At 66.1% G+C, this 17,212-nt stretch carries 14 protein-coding genes; 7 read left to right on the forward strand and 7 right to left on the reverse strand.

Annotated elements, in window-relative coordinates:
* Nucleotides 1-9: 9 nt before the first annotated feature.
* The 3 genes from IE122_RS04790 to IE122_RS04800 are packed head-to-tail and all read left to right on the forward strand — an operon-like array spanning nucleotide 10 to nucleotide 3,319.
* Nucleotides 10-1,179 (forward strand): glycosyltransferase, encoded by a 1,170-nt coding sequence (locus tag IE122_RS04790; RefSeq protein ID WP_189619969.1) that lies wholly within the window; start codon nucleotides 10-12, stop codon nucleotides 1,177-1,179.
* On the forward strand, nucleotides 1,180-2,364 hold the full coding sequence (locus IE122_RS04795) for an acylneuraminate cytidylyltransferase (protein ID WP_189619970.1): 1,185 nt from the start codon (nucleotides 1,180-1,182) through the stop codon (nucleotides 2,362-2,364). It abuts the gene before it with no gap.
* A 13-nt stretch (nucleotides 2,365-2,377) separates the two neighbouring features.
* A complete protein-coding gene (locus tag IE122_RS04800; RefSeq protein WP_189619971.1) occupies nucleotides 2,378-3,319 on the forward strand; it encodes a hypothetical protein in 942 nt (313 codons plus the stop codon).
* A 10-nt stretch (nucleotides 3,320-3,329) separates the two neighbouring features.
* On the opposite strand, the gene IE122_RS04805 is transcribed toward IE122_RS04800, so the two are convergent.
* The gene (locus tag IE122_RS04805; protein ID WP_189619972.1) at nucleotides 3,330-4,637 is read right to left on the reverse strand and encodes a polysaccharide pyruvyl transferase family protein; all 1,308 of its coding nucleotides are present in this window, start codon (nucleotides 4,635-4,637) and stop codon (nucleotides 3,330-3,332) included.
* Nucleotides 4,638-4,744: 107 nt separating this feature from the next.
* Between IE122_RS04805 and IE122_RS04810 the strand changes: the two genes are divergently transcribed.
* The 3 genes from IE122_RS04810 to IE122_RS04820 all read left to right on the forward strand — a co-directional run bounded on the left by IE122_RS04810 (nucleotide 4,745) and on the right by IE122_RS04820 (nucleotide 7,626).
* Nucleotides 4,745-5,440, forward strand: coding sequence for a class I SAM-dependent methyltransferase (locus IE122_RS04810; RefSeq protein ID WP_189619973.1), 696 nt, complete (start codon nucleotides 4,745-4,747; stop codon nucleotides 5,438-5,440).
* A gap of 223 nt (nucleotides 5,441-5,663) precedes the next feature.
* Nucleotides 5,664-6,542 (forward strand): N-acetylneuraminate synthase family protein, encoded by an 879-nt coding sequence (locus IE122_RS04815; RefSeq protein ID WP_229813814.1) that lies wholly within the window; start codon nucleotides 5,664-5,666, stop codon nucleotides 6,540-6,542.
* A 46-nt stretch (nucleotides 6,543-6,588) separates the two neighbouring features.
* Nucleotides 6,589-7,626 (forward strand): acyltransferase family protein, encoded by a 1,038-nt coding sequence (locus IE122_RS04820; RefSeq protein ID WP_189619975.1) that lies wholly within the window; start codon nucleotides 6,589-6,591, stop codon nucleotides 7,624-7,626.
* Here IE122_RS04820 and IE122_RS04825 read toward each other — a convergent pair.
* The 6 genes from IE122_RS04825 to IE122_RS04850 form a co-directional block, all read right to left on the reverse strand.
* Entirely contained in the window at nucleotides 7,619-9,523 is a 1,905-nt protein-coding gene (locus tag IE122_RS04825; RefSeq protein ID WP_189619976.1) for an acyltransferase family protein, read from the reverse strand. The two genes, IE122_RS04820 and IE122_RS04825, sit on opposite strands and share 8 nt — an antisense overlap.
* Nucleotides 9,520-11,427, reverse strand: a complete 1,908-nt coding sequence (locus IE122_RS04830; protein ID WP_189619977.1) for an acyltransferase family protein — start codon at nucleotides 11,425-11,427, stop codon at nucleotides 9,520-9,522. The genes IE122_RS04825 and IE122_RS04830 overlap by 4 nt, the downstream gene beginning before the upstream one ends.
* Complete coding sequence (locus IE122_RS04835) at nucleotides 11,427-12,536, reverse strand: acyltransferase family protein (protein ID WP_229813763.1); 1,110 nt, start codon at nucleotides 12,534-12,536, stop codon at nucleotides 11,427-11,429. The genes IE122_RS04830 and IE122_RS04835 overlap by 1 nt, the downstream gene beginning before the upstream one ends.
* 5 nt (nucleotides 12,537-12,541) lie before the next feature.
* Nucleotides 12,542-13,474: a capsular polysaccharide synthesis protein gene (locus tag IE122_RS04840; RefSeq protein ID WP_189619979.1), complete on the reverse strand. Its 933-nt coding sequence runs from the start codon at nucleotides 13,472-13,474 to the stop codon at nucleotides 12,542-12,544.
* Entirely contained in the window at nucleotides 13,471-14,769 is a 1,299-nt protein-coding gene (locus IE122_RS04845) for a lipopolysaccharide biosynthesis protein (RefSeq protein ID WP_189619980.1), read from the reverse strand. Before IE122_RS04845 ends, IE122_RS04840 begins: the two co-directional genes overlap by 4 nt.
* A 64-nt stretch (nucleotides 14,770-14,833) precedes the next feature.
* On the reverse strand, nucleotides 14,834-16,654 hold the full coding sequence (locus IE122_RS04850) for a right-handed parallel beta-helix repeat-containing protein (RefSeq protein WP_189619981.1): 1,821 nt from the start codon (nucleotides 16,652-16,654) through the stop codon (nucleotides 14,834-14,836).
* A gap of 144 nt (nucleotides 16,655-16,798) precedes the next feature.
* On the opposite strand from IE122_RS04850, the gene IE122_RS04855 reads away from it, so the two are divergent.
* Nucleotides 16,799-17,152 (forward strand): hypothetical protein, encoded by a 354-nt coding sequence (locus IE122_RS04855; protein ID WP_189619982.1) that lies wholly within the window; start codon nucleotides 16,799-16,801, stop codon nucleotides 17,150-17,152.
* Nucleotides 17,153-17,212 lie beyond the last annotated feature (60 nt).

Genomic DNA, 17,212 nt, shown 5'->3' on the forward strand with positions numbered 1-17,212 from the left:
CGCAGTCATATGAAAATCCTGCATGTCGCACAGAAACTGCCGGGCGGCCCGGCCAGCTATCTGGGAGAGATATTGCCGTACCAGCAGGCGCTGTTTGGTGCCGGCAACGTTCTCGTCAGCGGCTGCGAGGCAGAGCTCAATCATGTTGCCGATTTTCCGGGTTCCGATTTTCGTCCGTTCCGTTCATCATCGCGCAGTCCCCGTCACCTGCTTGATTTCATGACCGAAACGATGGCTGTCATCCGCCGCGATCGGCCGGATCTGGTCCATCTTCACAGCAGCTTTTCGGGCTTGCTGCGCTATCCGATTTCAAGGCTGCCCGATAACGTGCGGCCCGCAGTGGTCTATTGCCCGCATGGCTGGGCCTTCAATATCGCCACCAACGGTTTGCGCCGGCGGTTGTATGCGTTGGTTGAGCGGACACTGGCAGGCAAGTCCGACGCGACGATCGTGATCTCGCGTTTCGAGCATGCGACGGCGATCGCCAAAAGGTTGCCCGCAGGGAATATGCACGTGGTACGCAACGGCATTGCCGAGACGCCGCCGTCAATTGTGCCCCCACCGGTGCCGTTCGACCCGGCGAAGATCAATCTGCTGTTTATCGGGCGTCTTGATCGTCAGAAGGGCTTCGACGTGCTTCGCGAGGCGATGATGCGGATTGCCGATGCGCCGGTGCACCTCCACATGCTCGGGGCCAACGTGGTCGACGGGGATGGGGCCGGCGTCGGCGATATGGACAATCTGACCATGCATGGCTGGATTCCCCGGCGCGAGGTGTTCGGGTTCATCAATGCTGCCGACGCGGTGGTGATGCCGTCGCGGTGGGAAGGCTTCGGGCTGGCTGCGATCGAGGCCATGCGCCAGGGCAAGCCGGTCATTGCCAGCCAGGTCGATGCCTTGCCCGAGGTGATCGGCGATGCCGGATTTTTCGTGCCCCCAGCAGACCCGGTGATGCTGGCGCAGACCCTTGCTGCGCTGGATCGGCCGATGCTGGCACGACTTGGCGAGAAGGCGCGTGGGCGGTTCGTGGCGAACTTCACCGCCGAGCGCCTCAACCGCGAACTGTTCGAGGTCTATCGCGCCGCGCTTGCGGCCCGTTACGGCCCCGGTCTGGGCCCGGTCCCGCCGCTGGTCCCGGCGGATCGCCAGCCGATGGCCGAAGCGCGCAAGATCGCCTGAATGGAATCGCTCGCAATAATCCCCGCGCGCGGCGGGTCCAAGGGAATTCCGCGCAAGAACGTGGCGATGCTGCTGGACAAGCCGCTGATCGCGCACACCATCCAGGCTGCTCGCGACGCCGCCCGGGTTACGCGCGTGGTGGTATCCACCGATGATCCCGAGATCGCGCAAGTCAGCCGCGCTTATGGTGCCGAAGTGGTCATGCGCCCGGACGAACTGGCGGGAGACATGGCCCGATCCGAAGATGCGTTGCTCCATGTGCTGGAGCGTCTTGCGGTGGCCGAAGGGTATGCGCCCGATCTGGTCGTTTTTCTCCAGTGCACATCGCCGCTAACCAGCGCGGAGGATATTGACGGGACGATCGCCAGCCTGATCGAACAGGGGGCCGATACCGCGCACAGCGTCATCCCGTTCCACTACTTCCTGTGGCGTGAGGGAGCGGGTGGCGCGGATGGCATCAATCATGACAAGTCGTTCCGATTGATGCGCCAGCAGCGCGAGCCGGAATATCTGGAAACCGGGTCAGTCTACGTCATGCGCACGGAGGGGTTTCTGAACGCCCGGTTCCGGTTTTTCGGCCGCACCGCGATGAACGCGATCCCGGTCGATCACTGGCAGGAGATTGACGAGCCGGTCGATTTCCAGATCGCCGCAGAGCGCATGGCCCGGTTGCGCCGACGCGACCGCAGCGCAGGTCTGCCGCGCCCGTTGCGCGCGCTGGTGATGGATTTCGATGGCGTCCACACCGATGACCGGGTCCTGGTCAGCACCAGCGGCGAGGAGGCGGTGGCCTGTTCGCGCGCCGATGGCATGGGCATCGAACTGTTGCGCAAGGCGGGGCTGGCGATGACCGTCATCTCCAAGGAGCGCAATGCAGTGGTGGCGGCACGTTGTGCCAAGCTGCAGATCGATTGCACGCACGGGGTGGAGGACAAGCTGCCGCTGATGCTCGCATGGCTGGCGCAACGCGGCGTCACTCCCGCCGAGGCGATTTATGTCGGCAACGATATCAACGATCTGGCCTGCATGGCGGCGGTGGGCTGTGCCGTCGCGCCGGCCGATGCGCACCCGGCGGCGCTGGCGCAGGCGGGCATTGTGCTGTCGGTTGGCGGCGGCAAGGGCGCACTGCGCGAACTGGCGGAGATGATCCTCGACGCCGGCGTGCTGAGCGCTGCACCGGCATGACCCGCCTGCCTGCATGACCCGCATCGCCGCGCTGCCCCGCTCCTCACTTCATCTGGCCTTTCTGGCCCATAACGCTCCCCCGCTCGACCATGTGCTCTATCGCGATGCCCGATTGGCCGACGCGATTGAGGCGGCCTATCCGGGCAAGGGCATCTACCTCGGCCGCGAAGGGAGGTTGCCGCGCCGGCCGCTGGCGGCATGGCGGCAAATTCGCGCTAACCGGGCTTACTACAAGGCGGTGCGCGGCCAGGTGGAGCCGCTGGCGCTGGACAGGCTGATCCTGTTCCTGGAGGCCGAACCGCTGGAACTGTCGATCCAGCACTGGTTCGAGGGCGAGCTGGAACTGTGGGAAGAAGGCCTGTCGCACTACGTCGATCTGACCAGCCCCGTTTGGTATGGCGCGCGCGGGCTGATCCAGATCGCTTCGGGGTTCTATCCGCGTGGTGCCATGTATCGCCGCGCCGATCGTTCGCGGTTCACCGTGAAAGACCGGTATGACAAGGGCGGGCTGAGCCTGCCGCTGCCAACGCGCGCGCCGCCGCAGGATGCAGTGTGCTTCGTGGGTTCGCCGCTGGTGGAGGACGGCCTGATCAGCCGCGGCCGGCTGGTGCAGGGGCTTCGCACGATCGCGGCAGTCTCTCCTTACCCGATCCGCTATCTGCCCCACCCGCGGGAGGACCTTGCAGCGCTACGGGCGGCGCTGGCGCTGTGTCCCGGAGCGTCCCTGGCGGCAGAACCGTTCGGCATCGGACCGCACGCGGCCGCGCACGGCTACCGTGCCTTCGTGGCCCCGGTATCGACCGCGCTGCTCGATCTGGGGGCCTATTCCGATTCGCTGTTCGTGCCGGCGCTGTTCGGGCAGGCGCGCATGCACCGGGCACTGTCGGGCTGGGAGCACAACCCGGTGGCAACTGCAGGCGGGCCAGATGATCTAGAGCGGTTCTTCGCCCGGTAGCGCGGGCGCGCTATGCGAAATGCGGGGCGCAGAGGCGCAGGTTTTCAGCCATCAGGGTCCATAGCCGGTCCTGCTCTGCATGGATCACCTGCCGGGTGGCGGCCGGATCGACGATCACCGCTTCCATCCCGGCGATCAGGGCATCGCGAAAGCCCGGGGTGCGGATATCGACGCCCCATTGGGTCTGGCCGATATCTTCCAGGAAGTAGTTCATCTTGGGATGGGAGGAGAGGGTGAAGATCATGCCTCCCAGCCCGAACGGCGCCATCTGGCCGTGGCCGCGCATGCCGATGGTCAGATCGACGCCCTGGTAGAAGGCGAGGATGGCCGGCAGCCGGGCGTGGGCTATATCCACCACGTCGAACGACAGCCCGGCATTACGCAGCAACGGCAGGAAGAACCGGTCACGCGGATCATGGAGCGCCACGGTCACGCGCCAGCCTTGGCTGGCGAGATGGCGCGCGGCATCGGCGATTTCGGCCACGCATTCCTCGACCTTGCCGTTGAACCGGCGCTCGGCCCGGTCATAGGCGAGGTTGATCGACAAATGCCGGCCCGCCGTTTCGCCCGACTGGGCATATTGTGGCAACAGCTTGCCCAGCACCGTCGTCGGGCAGGGCTGGAAGCGCAGCTTGGCGGCCAGATCGTCGGGCAGATGCGCGGCGAGCGAGCGGATCGAGCCGGTGTTGCGCAGCCCGACGAATGCCGCACGCGACACCGTTTCGGTCACATGCTCGGCGAACTTCTGGGCGAAGGCGGACTGGCCGTGGAAGGTGTTATAGCCGACCGCGCTCAGCACCAGCGGTACTTCCAGCCGCTTGAGATCGGCCAGCGCGATATTCCATTGCCAGCCCGACTGGCTGGCGCTCACCGAATCGGGAATGATCAGCCCGCCGCCGCCGACCAGCACGGCCTTGGCATGCCGGTTGATCCGATCGACATCGGCGGGGCGCACGGCGGAGCGGACCGGCAGCTTGATCCAGTCCTGCTTGCCCAGATGGCTTTCGAACAGCAGCCGGGTGGCGGCGAACAGCGCGGTATCACCGGCATTTCCGTTGCGATGCACGCCATAATGCACCACCGCGCCGCGCTGCGGCGACAGGCGGCGATAAGCGGCCAACCGAGCGCGTTCGAGCAAGGCGCTGCCGGCGCGCGGGGCGAAGCCGGCCGGATCGCTCAGCAAGGATTTCAAAGTCTTGAGAAACAATGTGCGTTGAGCCTGCTGAAAAACCTGTCCGGTGACGTGCCCGATCGAACCGGCACCACCGGCGCTGACATGCCCCAGTCCACCGGCCGAGGTCCAGCGAAATTGGTGCATTGCGGCGAGAGTGCGTCTATCGGTTGCCAGGTTCGCCGGACCTACGCATAACTGCGGCGCTGGCCCGGCCGGTTCCAGCCCCCAATTCTTCGGCAAGGATGCCCCCATTGCAAGAAACCCGATATGCGGACGGCACTTACCTGGAGAACAACCCGACCTGGCATGAAGAGGATTCGGTCCAGAAAGTGATGTGGATCGAGCGGTTCCTGCGCAAGAACCGGATCACGCCGCGCACGATCGCCGAAGTGGGATGCGGGGCCGGGGGCATTCTGGCGGGGATGCAGCAGCACTTTCCGCAGGCGCGCCTGTACGGTTACGAAATTTCGCCGCAAGCTTATGCCATCGCCCAGGCCAAGGCCAACGACAGCCTGCAGATACACTATCAGGATATCCTGCAAGTCGATCACGAGCCGTTCGATCTGCTGATGGCGATCGACGTGTTCGAACATGTGCCCGACTATCTCGATTTTATCACCCGGCTGCGGGATCGTGCGCAGTACAAGCTGTTTCACGTCCCGCTCGACCTGTCGGTGCGGATGCTGCTGCAGCCCCGCATTTTCACCGATATCCGCGCCGATCTGGGTCATTTGCACTATTTCAACAAGACTACCACGCTCGATACCCTGACCTACTGCGGGTACGAGATCGTCGATCACGCCTATACCTACTGGTCGCTCGACTATCCTAGCCTGTCTTTGAAGAGCCGGCTGGCGAAGATCCCGCGAAGGCTCTTCGCCCGCGTCGCGCCCGATCTGGCGATGTCGGTGCTGGGCGGCGGGTCGATGCTGGTGCTCACGCGATAGGGCAGGGGCAAAGCGGCTCCCGCGCGTGTTGCGAAGCGGGATCAAAATGCTTGTGGAACAGGTGCTTCGTACAAGGTATAAGGTGGCCTTGGTATGTGTCATTTCGCACATGCAGCACGAAAGCGTTTGACTCGCGCCCGACCCCGGTCAAGGGTTACAGCACGTTCACCGGGCATCGCAGGCGCTGCCGACACACATGACGGGGAGTTCCCAGTTGACGACCGTGAAGATCATCGCCGAAGTCGGCTGCAATCACAAAGGCGATATGGAAATCGCCAAGGAACATATCCGCGTGGCCGCGATCTACGCCAAAGCCGATGTCGTGAAGTTCCAGAAGCGCAACAACCGCGAATTGCTGACGCCCGAACAGTACGCCGCGCCGCATCCCAATGCCGCGAATTCCTATGGCGATACGTATGGCGCACATCGGGAATTCCTGGAATTCACCGTGGACCAGCACCGCGAGCTCAAGGCCGAGTGCGAAGCTAACGGCATCATCTATTCGACGTCGGTCTGGGACACCACTTCGGCGCGCGAGATCGCTTCGATCAACCCGGTGCTGATCAAGGTCCCTTCGGCCTGCAACCTGCATTTCGACATGCTGGCGGTGCTGGCGGACGAATATGATGGCGAAATCCACCTGTCGTTCGGCATGACCACGCATGAAGAGGAAGAGGCGATCGTCCGCTTCTTCGAACAGCGCGGCCGCGCGGGCGATCTGGTGATCTATTCCTGCACCTCGGGTTATCCGGTGGCGTTCGAAGACATCTGCCTGGGCGAAATCACCCGGTTGAAAGAATCCTTCGAACATCGCGTCAAGGCCATCGGCTTTTCCGGCCATCACCTCGGCATCGCTGCCGATGTGGCGGCGCTGGCGATGGGCGCGGTCTGGGTCGAACGCCACTTCACGCTGGACCGGACCTGGAAGGGCACCGACCATGCTGCCTCGCTCGAACCGGACGGCCTGCGCCGCCTGTGCCGCGATCTGCGCAATGTCGAGAAGGCGCTCGCCAGCAAGGCGATGGAAGTGCTGCCGGTGGAGCAGGTGCAGCGTGACAAGCTGAAATGGCGCAACGCCGAAGTGATCATCCCCACCCAGTAAAGCGCAGCGCGGTGGGGGACGATCGACGGGCATTGCTGGCCATGCGATGACCAGCCGCGTCGACCCTTCCCCTCCCGTTCGCAGCTTGGGGCGCGAGGTCGGGATCGATGCGCTGCGGATCATCGCGGCGCTGGCGGTGGTGCTGATCCACGTTCACTACGAACTGGTACCCGGGGCAGCGCTGCAACCCTGGCTGCGCGCGCCCGCGCGGTTCGCGGTGCCGACCTTTTTTGCGCTTTCGGGCTATTTCCTTTCGGACAGCCACGGGCTGCCGAACGGCGCGGCCCGGCGCATACCGCGCATCGTCCGGATATTCGCACTCGCCTGCCTGCTCTATCTGCCTTTCGCGCTGATCCAGCACCGGGCGTTCGACCCGCTTTCCCTGCTGACGGCAGGGACGTGGCTGCACTTGTGGTTCCTGCCCGCGCTGGCCGTGGGGCTGGCCGGCGCAGACTTGGTTGCCCGCTTGCCCGCGCCGAAGGTGTGGTTCTGGTTGCTGAGCGCGGGCCTGCTGGCGGGGTTGATGATCAGCGATGCGACGTCGATCCTGGCCGGCTCGACCGATGAGGCGGCGCGCCGGACGGTGGTGATCTTCCGCTTTCTGCAGGCGCTGCCGATGCTGTGGATCGGGTTCCGGCTCGCTAGGGCGAATATGGCGTTTCGCACCGGCTTGCTGGCCTTTCTGGGCGGCGTCATGCTGCTGGTGGCGCAACTGCTGTGGTATCGCGGGCAAGGCGTGATCGACGCCAATCCCGAATTCCCGGTCGGCGTTCTGCCGATCACCATCGGCCTGATCGCGATGGCCCGCCATGCCTCGGCCAGCCTCGATGCAAAGCCGCTTCTGGCGCAACTCGGCGGCCGTCTGACGCTGCCGCTCTATCTGCTCCACCCGATGGCGATCGTCGTCCTGGACCGTGCCTGCATGGCGCTGCACGGTCGGTCAGACCTGATGGTCTGGGCCGAAACGGTGCTGCTGGGTCCCGCCATGCTGGCAGGATTGTGGCTGCTTGACCGGTACGCGCCGAAGGCGGTGGATGCGCTGAACGGCTCTTTCACCCGCACCCGACCTGCGCCGGTCACTTGAGGGGCAACGCCCCTTCGGCCGTTAGCCGGCGGGCGAGGTAGAGCGAGCCGCCTTCGCTGAGGTGGCTGGTATCCCACACCAGCGGCACCAGTCCCTTGGGTGATGCCACCAAGGCTTCGCAAAGATCGTCGCGGCACAGCCGGCTGCGTAGCGGAACGAAGCGCGCGCCATGTTCGCGGGCTGCGGTGGCGACCGCGCGGTCGGCCGGGCCGGTGCGGCTATCGGAGGAGAAGGCGCGGTTGGGCCGGTCCAGCGTGGCTCCGGTGGCGATCAGCCGCTGGGGCAGGGTGGGGGTGAATTCGGGCATACTGCCGATCACGGTGATGCGGCGGATGCCCATCTGGTTCAGCTCGGCCAGCGTGCTGGACAGCAGGCCGTGGATGTCGTCATGCGGGTGGTTCCCCCAGTACGCAAACAGGATGAGCTGGCGCGGCGGGTGGCGACGCAAGTGATCGAGCACGAAGGCATTGATCTGTGTGCAGCCCGGCCGAGCCGGGTCCGCATAGCCGAGCAGGGGGGGGCAGGCGGCAGAGGTGAACTGGCCGATATCCGGAACCAGCGCGCGCAATCCGGGTGCCAGCGCTGCGCCGTGGCTATCGGCCCAGATCACCGTATTGCCAGACCCGCCGCAGGCCGGGCCGAAGTCCCCCGAGCTTTGTGCGGCACCGATGTAGCAATGGCGCGGTCCGGCATAGAGCTTGGCCGGCTTGCTTTGCCCATATTCCGCAAGCTGGCGCTGCGCGGCGGAGAGGCTGGCCTGCTTTGCCTGCGTCCGGCTACCCCACAGGCCGATCGCGAGGAACAGCGCCAACCCTGCAAGGCTGAGGGTGAAGATGGCGCGCCGATCGAACCGGCTGGACGAGCCGCGAAAGGGCCGCTCGACATAGCGCCAGCTCAGGTACCCAAGGCCGAGCGAGGCCAGCGCCAGCATCGGCATCAGCCCGGCAGGCGGCTGGCCCAGCGTGCGGATGCGCGCGAACGTCAGCAGCGGCTGGTGCCACAAGTATGCGCTGTAGCTGATCAGCCCGATCGATGTGAACAGCCGGTTGGCGAGGATGCGCCCGGCCCAGGTTTCGGCCGTCCCCCAGATCAGGATCGCCATCACCCCGACGATCGGCAGGAGGGCATAGACGCTGGGGAACGGCACCGTCTCGTCGAACAGGAACAGTGATACGGCCACGCCGATCAGCCCTGCCATCGCCAGCCCCTGATGCGCGCGCGGGCCGCGGTTGCGCACGATAATCGCGGCGATGGAGCCGGCGAACAATTCCCACACCCGGGTTGGCGCGAGGTAGAAGTTGGCGGAGGGCAGATGACGCCATGCCCATTCGCTCAGCAGCAGGCTGGCGAAGGCGCAAGCCGCGATCAGCCATAGCAGCCGGCGCGGGCCCAGCGGCCACAGGGCGGCAAGGAAGATCGGGAAGAACAGGTAGTACTGCTCCTCCACCGCCAGGCTCCAGGTGTGCAGCAGCGGCATGTATTCCGAGGAGGCGGCGAAATAGTCGCTGCCCTGCCAGAACACGATGTTGGACGCGAACAGGCTGACCCCGGTCAGGCTTTGGGCGAAATCGTGCCACTGATCCGGCAGCATCCACGCCCAGGCGAACGGCAGGCAGGTGGCCAGCATGACGAACAGCGCCGGCAGGATGCGCCGGGCGCGCTTTTCGTAGAAATTGGCGATGCTGTAATGACCGCCGGCGATATCGGTCATCAGGATCGACGTGATCAGGAAGCCGCTGATCACGAAGAAGATATCGACACCGACGAAGCCGCCGCGAAACGGGCCGATGCCGGCGTGAAAAAGGATGACGGGGACGACTGCCACCGCGCGCAATCCGTCGATCTCCGGGCGATAGGCGACGCCCGGGTGCGCCGGGGCGGCAAGCGGCCGGGTCATGGATTCGGTCCCTTCGCCAGCGGCGCGATGGTGCCGGGCGCGGCCAGGCGGGCGGCAAGGTAATCCGAACCGGCGCTGGTGAGGTGGCTGGAATCCCACGCCAGCGGCGCGAACCCGGCACCGTCAGGCACCACCGCCGCGCACCGGCCGGAACCGCATAGCAGGTCCAGCAGCGACACGAACTGTGCGTGCTGCGCAGTGGCGGCGCGGGCGATGGCCGTGTCGATATCGGCCAGCCCGGCGACCGGCACCGGGGCGGACGCCGCGCGATCAAGGCCGATGCCGGCGGCGATCAGCCGTTCGGGCAAGCTGGGCGCAAACTGCGGCAGGCTGCCGAGCACATAGATGCGGTCGATCCCGGCGGCGCGCAGCGCGCTGATCGTGCGGGCAAGATCGGCTTCCAGGCTGCTGGTTTGGTAGAGCATCCAGTTCCCGGCGAGGATCACCGTCTGCGGGCGGCGCTTGCGGATCAGGTCCAGCACGTGGGCATTGTCAGCGGCGCAGTTGGGCTGCGAGGCATTGTTGCGGCCGAGCAGTGGGGGGCAGGCGGCGGCGGTGTACTGCGCGAGGTCGGGCCAGTAGCGGCGCAGGCCCGGCGCGATCGCGGCGGCGTGGCTATCGCCCCAGACGACCACGCGGCCGTCTCCTGCGCAATCGGGCGTGAAGGCGGCGGGGCCCTGCGTGGCGTAGAGCAGGCACGAGCCGGCGCGGTACATCGCAGCCGGGTTGCTTTCCACATAGGCGTAGAGCGCGCGCTGCTCCGGCGTCAGCATCGCGATCCGGGCGCGATGGGCGGGCGCGGAAGCTCCGGCGACGCCTAGTGCCAGAAACAAGGCGAGGCCCGCCCCGCTCATCGCGAAGATCGCGCCCCGGCTGAAACCGCCGTCGGCCTTGCGGAACGGCCGCTCCACAAAACGCCAGCTCAGATAACCGAAACCAAGCGAAGCCAGTGCCAGCACCGCCATCAGCGCATGGCCAGGTTCGTCCATCGCGCGGACGCGGGCGAAGGCGAACAGCGGCTGGTGCCACAGATAGGCGCTGTAGCTGATGAGGCCGACGCCGACGAGCGCGGGGTGCGCAAGGATGCGTCCGGCCAGCGTGTCACGTCGGGCGAACAGCAGCAGCAGCACGACACCGAGGATCGGCGGCAAGGCATAGACGCTAGGGAAGGGCACGGCCGGGCCGTAGAACAGCAGGGCGGCGATCACGACGATCAGGCCGACCATCGCCAGCACGCCGTTGGCTGCCAGCGGGTTACCCTGTTTGCCCCGCCGTTCAACCTCCAGCGCCGCGATCGAGCCGGCGAACAGTTCCCAGACGCGGGTGGGGGCGAGGAAATAGTTGGCGTTGGGGTAATGACGCCAGGCCCATTCGCTCAGCAGCAGGCTGGCGAGAGCGCAGGCGGTGACCAGCCAGGTCAGCCGGGTGCGGCCGAGCCGCCAGAACGCGGCCAGAAATAGCGGGAAGACGACGTAGTACTGCTCTTCCACCGCCAGGCTCCAGGTGTGGAGGAGCGGCTTGGTTTCGCTGGCTGCCGCGAAATAGCCGCTCTCCTGCCAGAATTCCACGTTGGAGGCGAACAGGCTGACGGCGGCGATGCTGCGTGAAAAATCGCGGAAAGGCCCCGGCATCAGCCAGGCCCAGGCGAACGGCAGGCACAGCGCCATCACCGCGAACAGCGCCGGCAGGATGCGCCTTGCGCGCCTTTCGTAGAAGCCCGCGATCGAGAAACGGCCTTGAGCGATCTCATCGACGAGGATGGTGGTGATGAGGAAGCCGCTGATGACGAAGAACACGTCGACCCCGACGAAGCCGCCGCGAAACAGTGGAAAGCCTGCGTGGAACAAGATCACCGGCAGCACGGCCACGGCACGCAGGCCGTCAATCTCGGCGCGGTATTTCATCAGGTGCGGGCCGGAGCCTGCACGGCGTTGCGCCGCGCCAGCACCCGCTTGAGCCAGCGGCGAATGGGTTCATCATACAGCCGCAGCGCCAGGGTCGCGAGGGCGAGGAGCGCGGCGATCACCAGCACGAACAGTGGGGTAGCATACGGCGCGTGGCGGGCGAGGATCGGGGTGAGCCATGGGTCCAGCGCGAAGACGAACGGGACGTGGAGCGCGTAGACCGGGAACGACACGGCTCCCAGCCAGCGCCACAGCGCCGTGAGGGGGCCTTGCTCTGGCAGCCGCGCCGCGATCAGGATAATTGCCGGAAACAGCACCAGCACCGCGCCGAGGCGGATCCAGGTGGGCTGGATCGGCATGAACAGCACGGCGGCCAGCGCCAGCGCCACAAGTACGCCGGTGCCGGTGGCGGCGAGGCCCGATCCGCCGGTAGAGGCAGTATGGGCGGGGAGCAGGCGGTAGAGGAAAATCCCCAGAACGAATGGGGCCAGCGCGCGGAAGAAGGCGTAGGCCTGATCCTGCCAGGCGATCGTCGCATCGAGCCGGCCGGCCTGCGCCACGGCGATGAGGGCGACCACGCTGATCGCCAGAAAGGCGATGAAGCGCCAGCTTCGTCCCAGCCACGGGGCCATCGCCGCCAGCAGGAAGTTGGTGGCGAGTTCATGCGTCAGCGACCAAAACGCGCCGTTTAGCGGATAGGCGGATGCGGCCGGGTCTGCCAGCCGAGGCAGCGGGACCAGCGCCAGGGCGAACACCGTCGCTCCGGCAACCTGCGTCATCGTCTTGCCGCCCAGCGTCAGGAAATAGACGGCCCCGATGAGATTGCCGAGCAGCATCATCGGATAGAGCCGCGCGAGGCGCACGACGACGAAGGTGCCAAGGCTCATCCGCCGCTCGGCCAGCCGCGCCCAATAGGCGTGGGCGATCACGAAGCCGCTGAGAAGGAAGAAGAAGTCCACCGCGAGACCGGCTTCGGGCCGGTAGCCCAGCACGAATTTCACCTTGAGGTGCAGGGCCATGACGGCGATGGCGGCGATGCCGCGCAGGCCATCCAACACCACGAAATGGCGGGTGGGCGCGGTGCCGGGCTTGCCGAACGGGGCAAACATCACCGTCACCGGGCGACCATCGCCGCGCGCTGTTCCATCGCTTCGCGGGTATCGCATTCCAGGACCAGCGCCAGCGGCGTGCCGGCGAAGCTATCGGGGATGGCTTCGCGAAAGGAGAACTTGTGCAGCGGGATCAACCCACGCTCCAGCGCCTGCGCGAAGGCAGGTGCGAGATCCTTGGTAAGATATTCGTAGCGCAGGATGTTTTCCTGCGTGCGTTCGAGATGCGAGGAATAGCGCCACATCCGCCCGGCCTGTGGGAAGCGGGCGAGGGCCAGCGAGAAGAAATCGTAGAACATGAGATAGGTGGTGGGCGAACTGGCGCAGGACCAGAACGAGAAGGCGACATCGCGCCACGCCCGCATGATCGGGTTGTCCTGCGCCGAGGCGAGGAACCAGGTGGCGACGGTGCGCTGTTCGGTGACGGTGAAGGCGAAGAAGCCGAACGGCATCGCCGGGGCGAGCCACTGGTCCAGCGGAACCTGGCAGAACGTGGTGGCATCGACCCATACCCCGCCGAACCGCGTCAGCAGTTCGAGGCGGATAAGGTCGGCCAGTTGCGAGGGCTTCATCCGCTTGGCGGATACCTCGGCGGGGATACCGGTCAGCGCCAGCGCGGTTTCCTGATCGAGCAGCCGCACTTCCCAGCCGGGATTGCGCCGTCGCCAGGAATCGTAGGACAGCCGGGCCAGCGGCGGCATCGCGTCCCAGCCGCTATCCCAATAGATCCACACCGTGCGCCTGGTCATCGGCGGGGCCAGCAGCATGGCGCGCCCAAGGCTGCGCGGGCGCTGGGTGCGATCGGTCAGCTTGCGGCGGACGGCGCACCAGACGTAGTGAACCTGAAAGAACGCCCGAAGCGCGAGGCGGCTGAGCGGATTGCGGCGCTTGATGGTGCCGCCGGGCGCAGGTGCCGGAGGGGTGGCCGGATCGATCATGCCGCCACCTTGCCGCGTCGTTCGAACAGCGCCAGAATATCGAGGGCCATTCCCAGCCGGCGGCGGACCAGCACCGCAAGGATGCTGTTCCACACGAACTGCCCCAGCACCGACCCGATCGCCGCGCCCATGTGGCCGATCAGCGGCACGAGCAGCGCGCAGGCGGCGATGTTGATGACGATGCCTCCCACGATCCCCTTCACCGCGTCCCGTTCGAACCCCGTCATCGTCAGCGCCAGCGGCACCGGCCCTGTCATCGTATTGATGACATAGCCCAGGCACATGACCAGCATCGCCCAATAGGCGGCACCGAACTGCGGATCAATCAGATGCAGCGCCCAGCGACCGCAAACGAGATAGGCGAGGGTGATGGTGACGGATATGCCGACCCCGGCATAGGTGGTCTGCAACGAGACCCGGCGAAACGCCTCCATATCGCCCTTGCGGTACATCTCTGCCAGAATCGGGCCGAGCGGCAGGGCGATGACGTTGAGCGCGATCGAGGCAAACAAGGCGAAGCGGCGCGCCATGTCGAGCAGGCCGACTTCGGTGGAGGACGACAGCAGCCCGGTGACCACCACCGGAACCTGTTCGTTCGCCACGAACATGATCTGGGTCACCCCCAGCACCATAGCCGAACGCGCCCAGACCTTGCGGGCTTCGGCGGACGGCGTGACGTCAAGCCTGCTGGCGGCCCGGGTCACCGCGCGCAGGGCCAGCGGGCAGGCGAGCGCGAGGCCGGCGACGAAGGTGATGATCGCGAGATCGGCGCTGGGCCGCAGCACGATCAGCCCGGCCACGAACAGCACAAGGTTGAGCAACGGAGGCAGGATCAGTTGATAAAGCTGGCCCTGCGATACCCGGCCGAGGCCGCGCAGCGATCCCTGCGCCAGCCGCAACTGGGCGGTGAGCACGATGCCGAGCGCTTCGAGCAGAACGATCGTCCCCCAAGGCTGCCCGCGCCAGGCGTTGTATGCGGCGGTTGCGGGGATGAACACCAGCATGACCAGCGCAGCGTTCTTCCATACCGCCGCGGGCAAAGTGCGGGCGAGGGCGGCTTCGCCAGCCTGGTCATCGCCGGCGCGAGCAGCGGCGTATTCGCGGGCGGCGAGCATGTCGTAGCCTAGGCTGCACAGCGGTGCGAACAGGGTTACGCTGGCGACAAGGTAGGCATAGCGGCCGTATTCGGTGGGGCCGAGCAGATGGCCGAGCAGGAACGACATGCCCAGCGTCATCGCCAGGCGCAGCACCCACACCCCGCCCGAGCCGATGATGCCGCGCATCAGCCGGGCCATAACCCCGTTGCCTGCGGCGAGCGTTCGCAAGCGTGCTGTCAGTACCCCGGCCTGCATCGCGCGCCTATTCCGCGCCCGGCGTGACGCGGGGCGGATAAGTCGGCAAGGTAAGCCCTGCGCTGCGCTTTATGCCGGCGGCCGGTCTGTCCAGCTTGGTGACGGCGTCCAGCGTCGTGTCCATTGTCAGGCCGGGGACGGTGTTGTTGGAGACCTGCAGCGCGGCGCGGGGAAGGCCGCGCCATGGCTTGACCACGATCGGGACCGAAGCGGCACCGGTGCCCTTCACCGTATTGTCGGCAATGCGGACGGTGCCGGGGATGCTGGCCACTTCGTAGCCGATCCCGGCCGACCCCGCAGGCATCGGCACCTGCACCTGCACCTGGTTGCCGCTGACCGTGCCCGATCCGGCCGCGCCGCCGATCAGCGTGACAGGCGAGGAGGGCGCGCGATCGAAGGTGAGTCGGTTGTTGCGGATCACGACGCTGCGGGTGAGCAGATAGCGCCAGTCGCACGCGACGTTGTGCAGGACGTTATCGGTGAATTCGAGGCTGTCGTAATAGCTGGGCAGGCACACGCCGATGCCGTCCGGCCCGGAATAGGTCAGGTGGTTGCCGATGAAGCGCACCGAAATATCGGGCGATTTGGCGAATCCCGCGCTGCGCAGGGCGACAAGCGCGATGCCACGGCCGCCGCCGATCTGGCGGGTGGCGAAGCGGCGCGCCATGTCCATCGCCGAGCCGTCCTGTTCGACGACATTGCGTTCGAAGACCACGTTGCGGGCGAGATAGAAAGTGGAAAGCCCGAAGTTCCCGGCGTTTTTGACCGTGTTGTCATAGGCATGGCAATCGAAGCAGCCTTCGAAATCGATCGCGGTGTCGATCGCGTCGGCCACCGCATTGCGGGCGACGATGACGTTCTGGCCGTTGTTGCCATAGATGTTGCCGTTGGAGCCGGTCAGCGTGTTGTCGGCGATGTAGATATCGCGGGCGCGGCGCAGGAACCGGGCTTCGCCGCCTTGCGTGGCCTTGGCCCCGCCGCCCCACCAGCTCACATTGGCAAAGCGGCCGCGATTGCCGGCGACGACGACCCGCCGTGCCATTTCGAAGCGCAGCAGCGGTGCCTGATAGACGCCGTTATCGACATCGTTATCGATGACGCAGAGGTCTTCGTTGAGGTCATCGAAGCCGGTGGCGGAGAAACCCGCGAGCACTGCCGGATCGACGGCCGGTGGCTCGCGGCCCTTGGCCTGGCGGGCAGCCGCGAGCCGGAGGTAATCGCCGCTCAGCATGCGGCGGTGCTTGACCACGGCGAGGCCCATGTTGCGGGTGGTGCAGCCCCGGATGGTCAGACCGCGCAGGTTGATCGCCTGGAGCAGGACCATGAGCCCGGTGCCGGCCCGTTCGCGCACCGCATGGAGACCATCGATCCACATATCGCGGACGAAGGCGGCGGGATCGGCGGCTTGCGGCGCTTCGACGCCCAGAATCGCGCTGACACCGGAGCCGGGATGCGCGGCGGTCCACACCAGATGCGGGCCTTGTCCTTCGCCGAACAGCGCGAACGGTCGGTTGATCCGGAGCGGTTGCGAGAGCCGCAAGGGCCCGTCGATGACAACGGCGGGCGCGCCGCTTTCATAGGCGCGGCGCAGCGCTTCGCCATCATCGCTGCTGCCATCGAGCCGCGCCCCGAACTGGCGGACGCTGACCGCACCTTGGCGCAGGCTGGCTGAACGCGCGAGGATTTGCGCGCGCGATGCCGACCATGACGGCCAGTCCGCCGGGCCGGACCCGGCAACTGCTTTTCCGTGGCAGGCACCGATCAGCCCGCTGCCGCCGACAGCGCATGCCGCAATCTGCAATGCCCGCCGGCGAGAGGTCGGAAACATGGGCAGATTCCGGGAGATAGCCATGGCCGCGACTTGTGCATTGATATCTGTTGCAGCGCAACATCTAAGTCATTGTGCGGATTCGCATCCGTGGCGATTCGGGTAATGCCGATGGTCTCATTTTGCGCCTGCGGAGGAACTGGAGTGATGTGGCACCTTGCGCTGGCGGATCAGTGGGAAGCCCTGAAATCGGCGGTCCTGCCGCACAATCAGGACGTTCGCGGGCTGGTCCATATCCATGCCGCGATCGGTATCTACCTGGCGCTCGCCCTGTTCGCCCGGCGCGGGCTGGCGGCGTGGTGGCCGGTGGCGGTGGTCGGCCTGCTGACGCTGGCGAACGAAGCGATGGATGTGATCGCGCTGCCCGATCCCGGCCAGTTCTGGGTTCTTCGCGATACCGGATGGGACATCGTCAATTCGCTGCTGTGGCCGTGCGCCATCATGGTCGCGGCGCGACTGCTGGACCGGAAGGGTGAGGACATCACGCCCGACGAATAGCGAAAATGCATTTTTGTTCTCTAAATGTTTTCCTACTTCCCCATTCATGCGTATCTCGCT

The organism is Novosphingobium colocasiae (assembly GCF_014652555.1).
Classification (GTDB): Bacteria; Pseudomonadota; Alphaproteobacteria; order Sphingomonadales; family Sphingomonadaceae; genus Novosphingobium; species Novosphingobium colocasiae.

Coding starts and splice junctions, on each gene's coding strand:
- IE122_RS04790 (WP_189619969.1), top strand. CDS start 10: ATGAAAATCCTGCATGTCGCACAGAAACTGCCGGGCGGCCCGGCCAGC.
- IE122_RS04795 (WP_189619970.1), top strand. CDS start 1,180: ATGGAATCGCTCGCAATAATCCCCGCGCGCGGCGGGTCCAAGGGAATT.
- IE122_RS04800 (WP_189619971.1), top strand. CDS start 2,378: ATGACCCGCATCGCCGCGCTGCCCCGCTCCTCACTTCATCTGGCCTTT.
- IE122_RS04805 (WP_189619972.1), bottom strand. CDS start 4,637: ATGCACCAATTTCGCTGGACCTCGGCCGGTGGACTGGGGCATGTCAGC.
- IE122_RS04820 (WP_189619975.1), top strand. CDS start 6,589: ATGACCAGCCGCGTCGACCCTTCCCCTCCCGTTCGCAGCTTGGGGCGC.
- IE122_RS04825 (WP_189619976.1), bottom strand. CDS start 9,523: ATGACCCGGCCGCTTGCCGCCCCGGCGCACCCGGGCGTCGCCTATCGC.
- IE122_RS04830 (WP_189619977.1), bottom strand. CDS start 11,427: ATGAAATACCGCGCCGAGATTGACGGCCTGCGTGCCGTGGCCGTGCTG.
- IE122_RS04835 (WP_229813763.1), bottom strand. CDS start 12,536: ATGTTTGCCCCGTTCGGCAAGCCCGGCACCGCGCCCACCCGCCATTTC.
- IE122_RS04840 (WP_189619979.1), bottom strand. CDS start 13,474: ATGATCGATCCGGCCACCCCTCCGGCACCTGCGCCCGGCGGCACCATC.
- IE122_RS04845 (WP_189619980.1), bottom strand. CDS start 14,769: ATGGCCCGGCTGATGCGCGGCATCATCGGCTCGGGCGGGGTGTGGGTG.
- IE122_RS04850 (WP_189619981.1), bottom strand. CDS start 16,654: ATGTTTCCGACCTCTCGCCGGCGGGCATTGCAGATTGCGGCATGCGCT.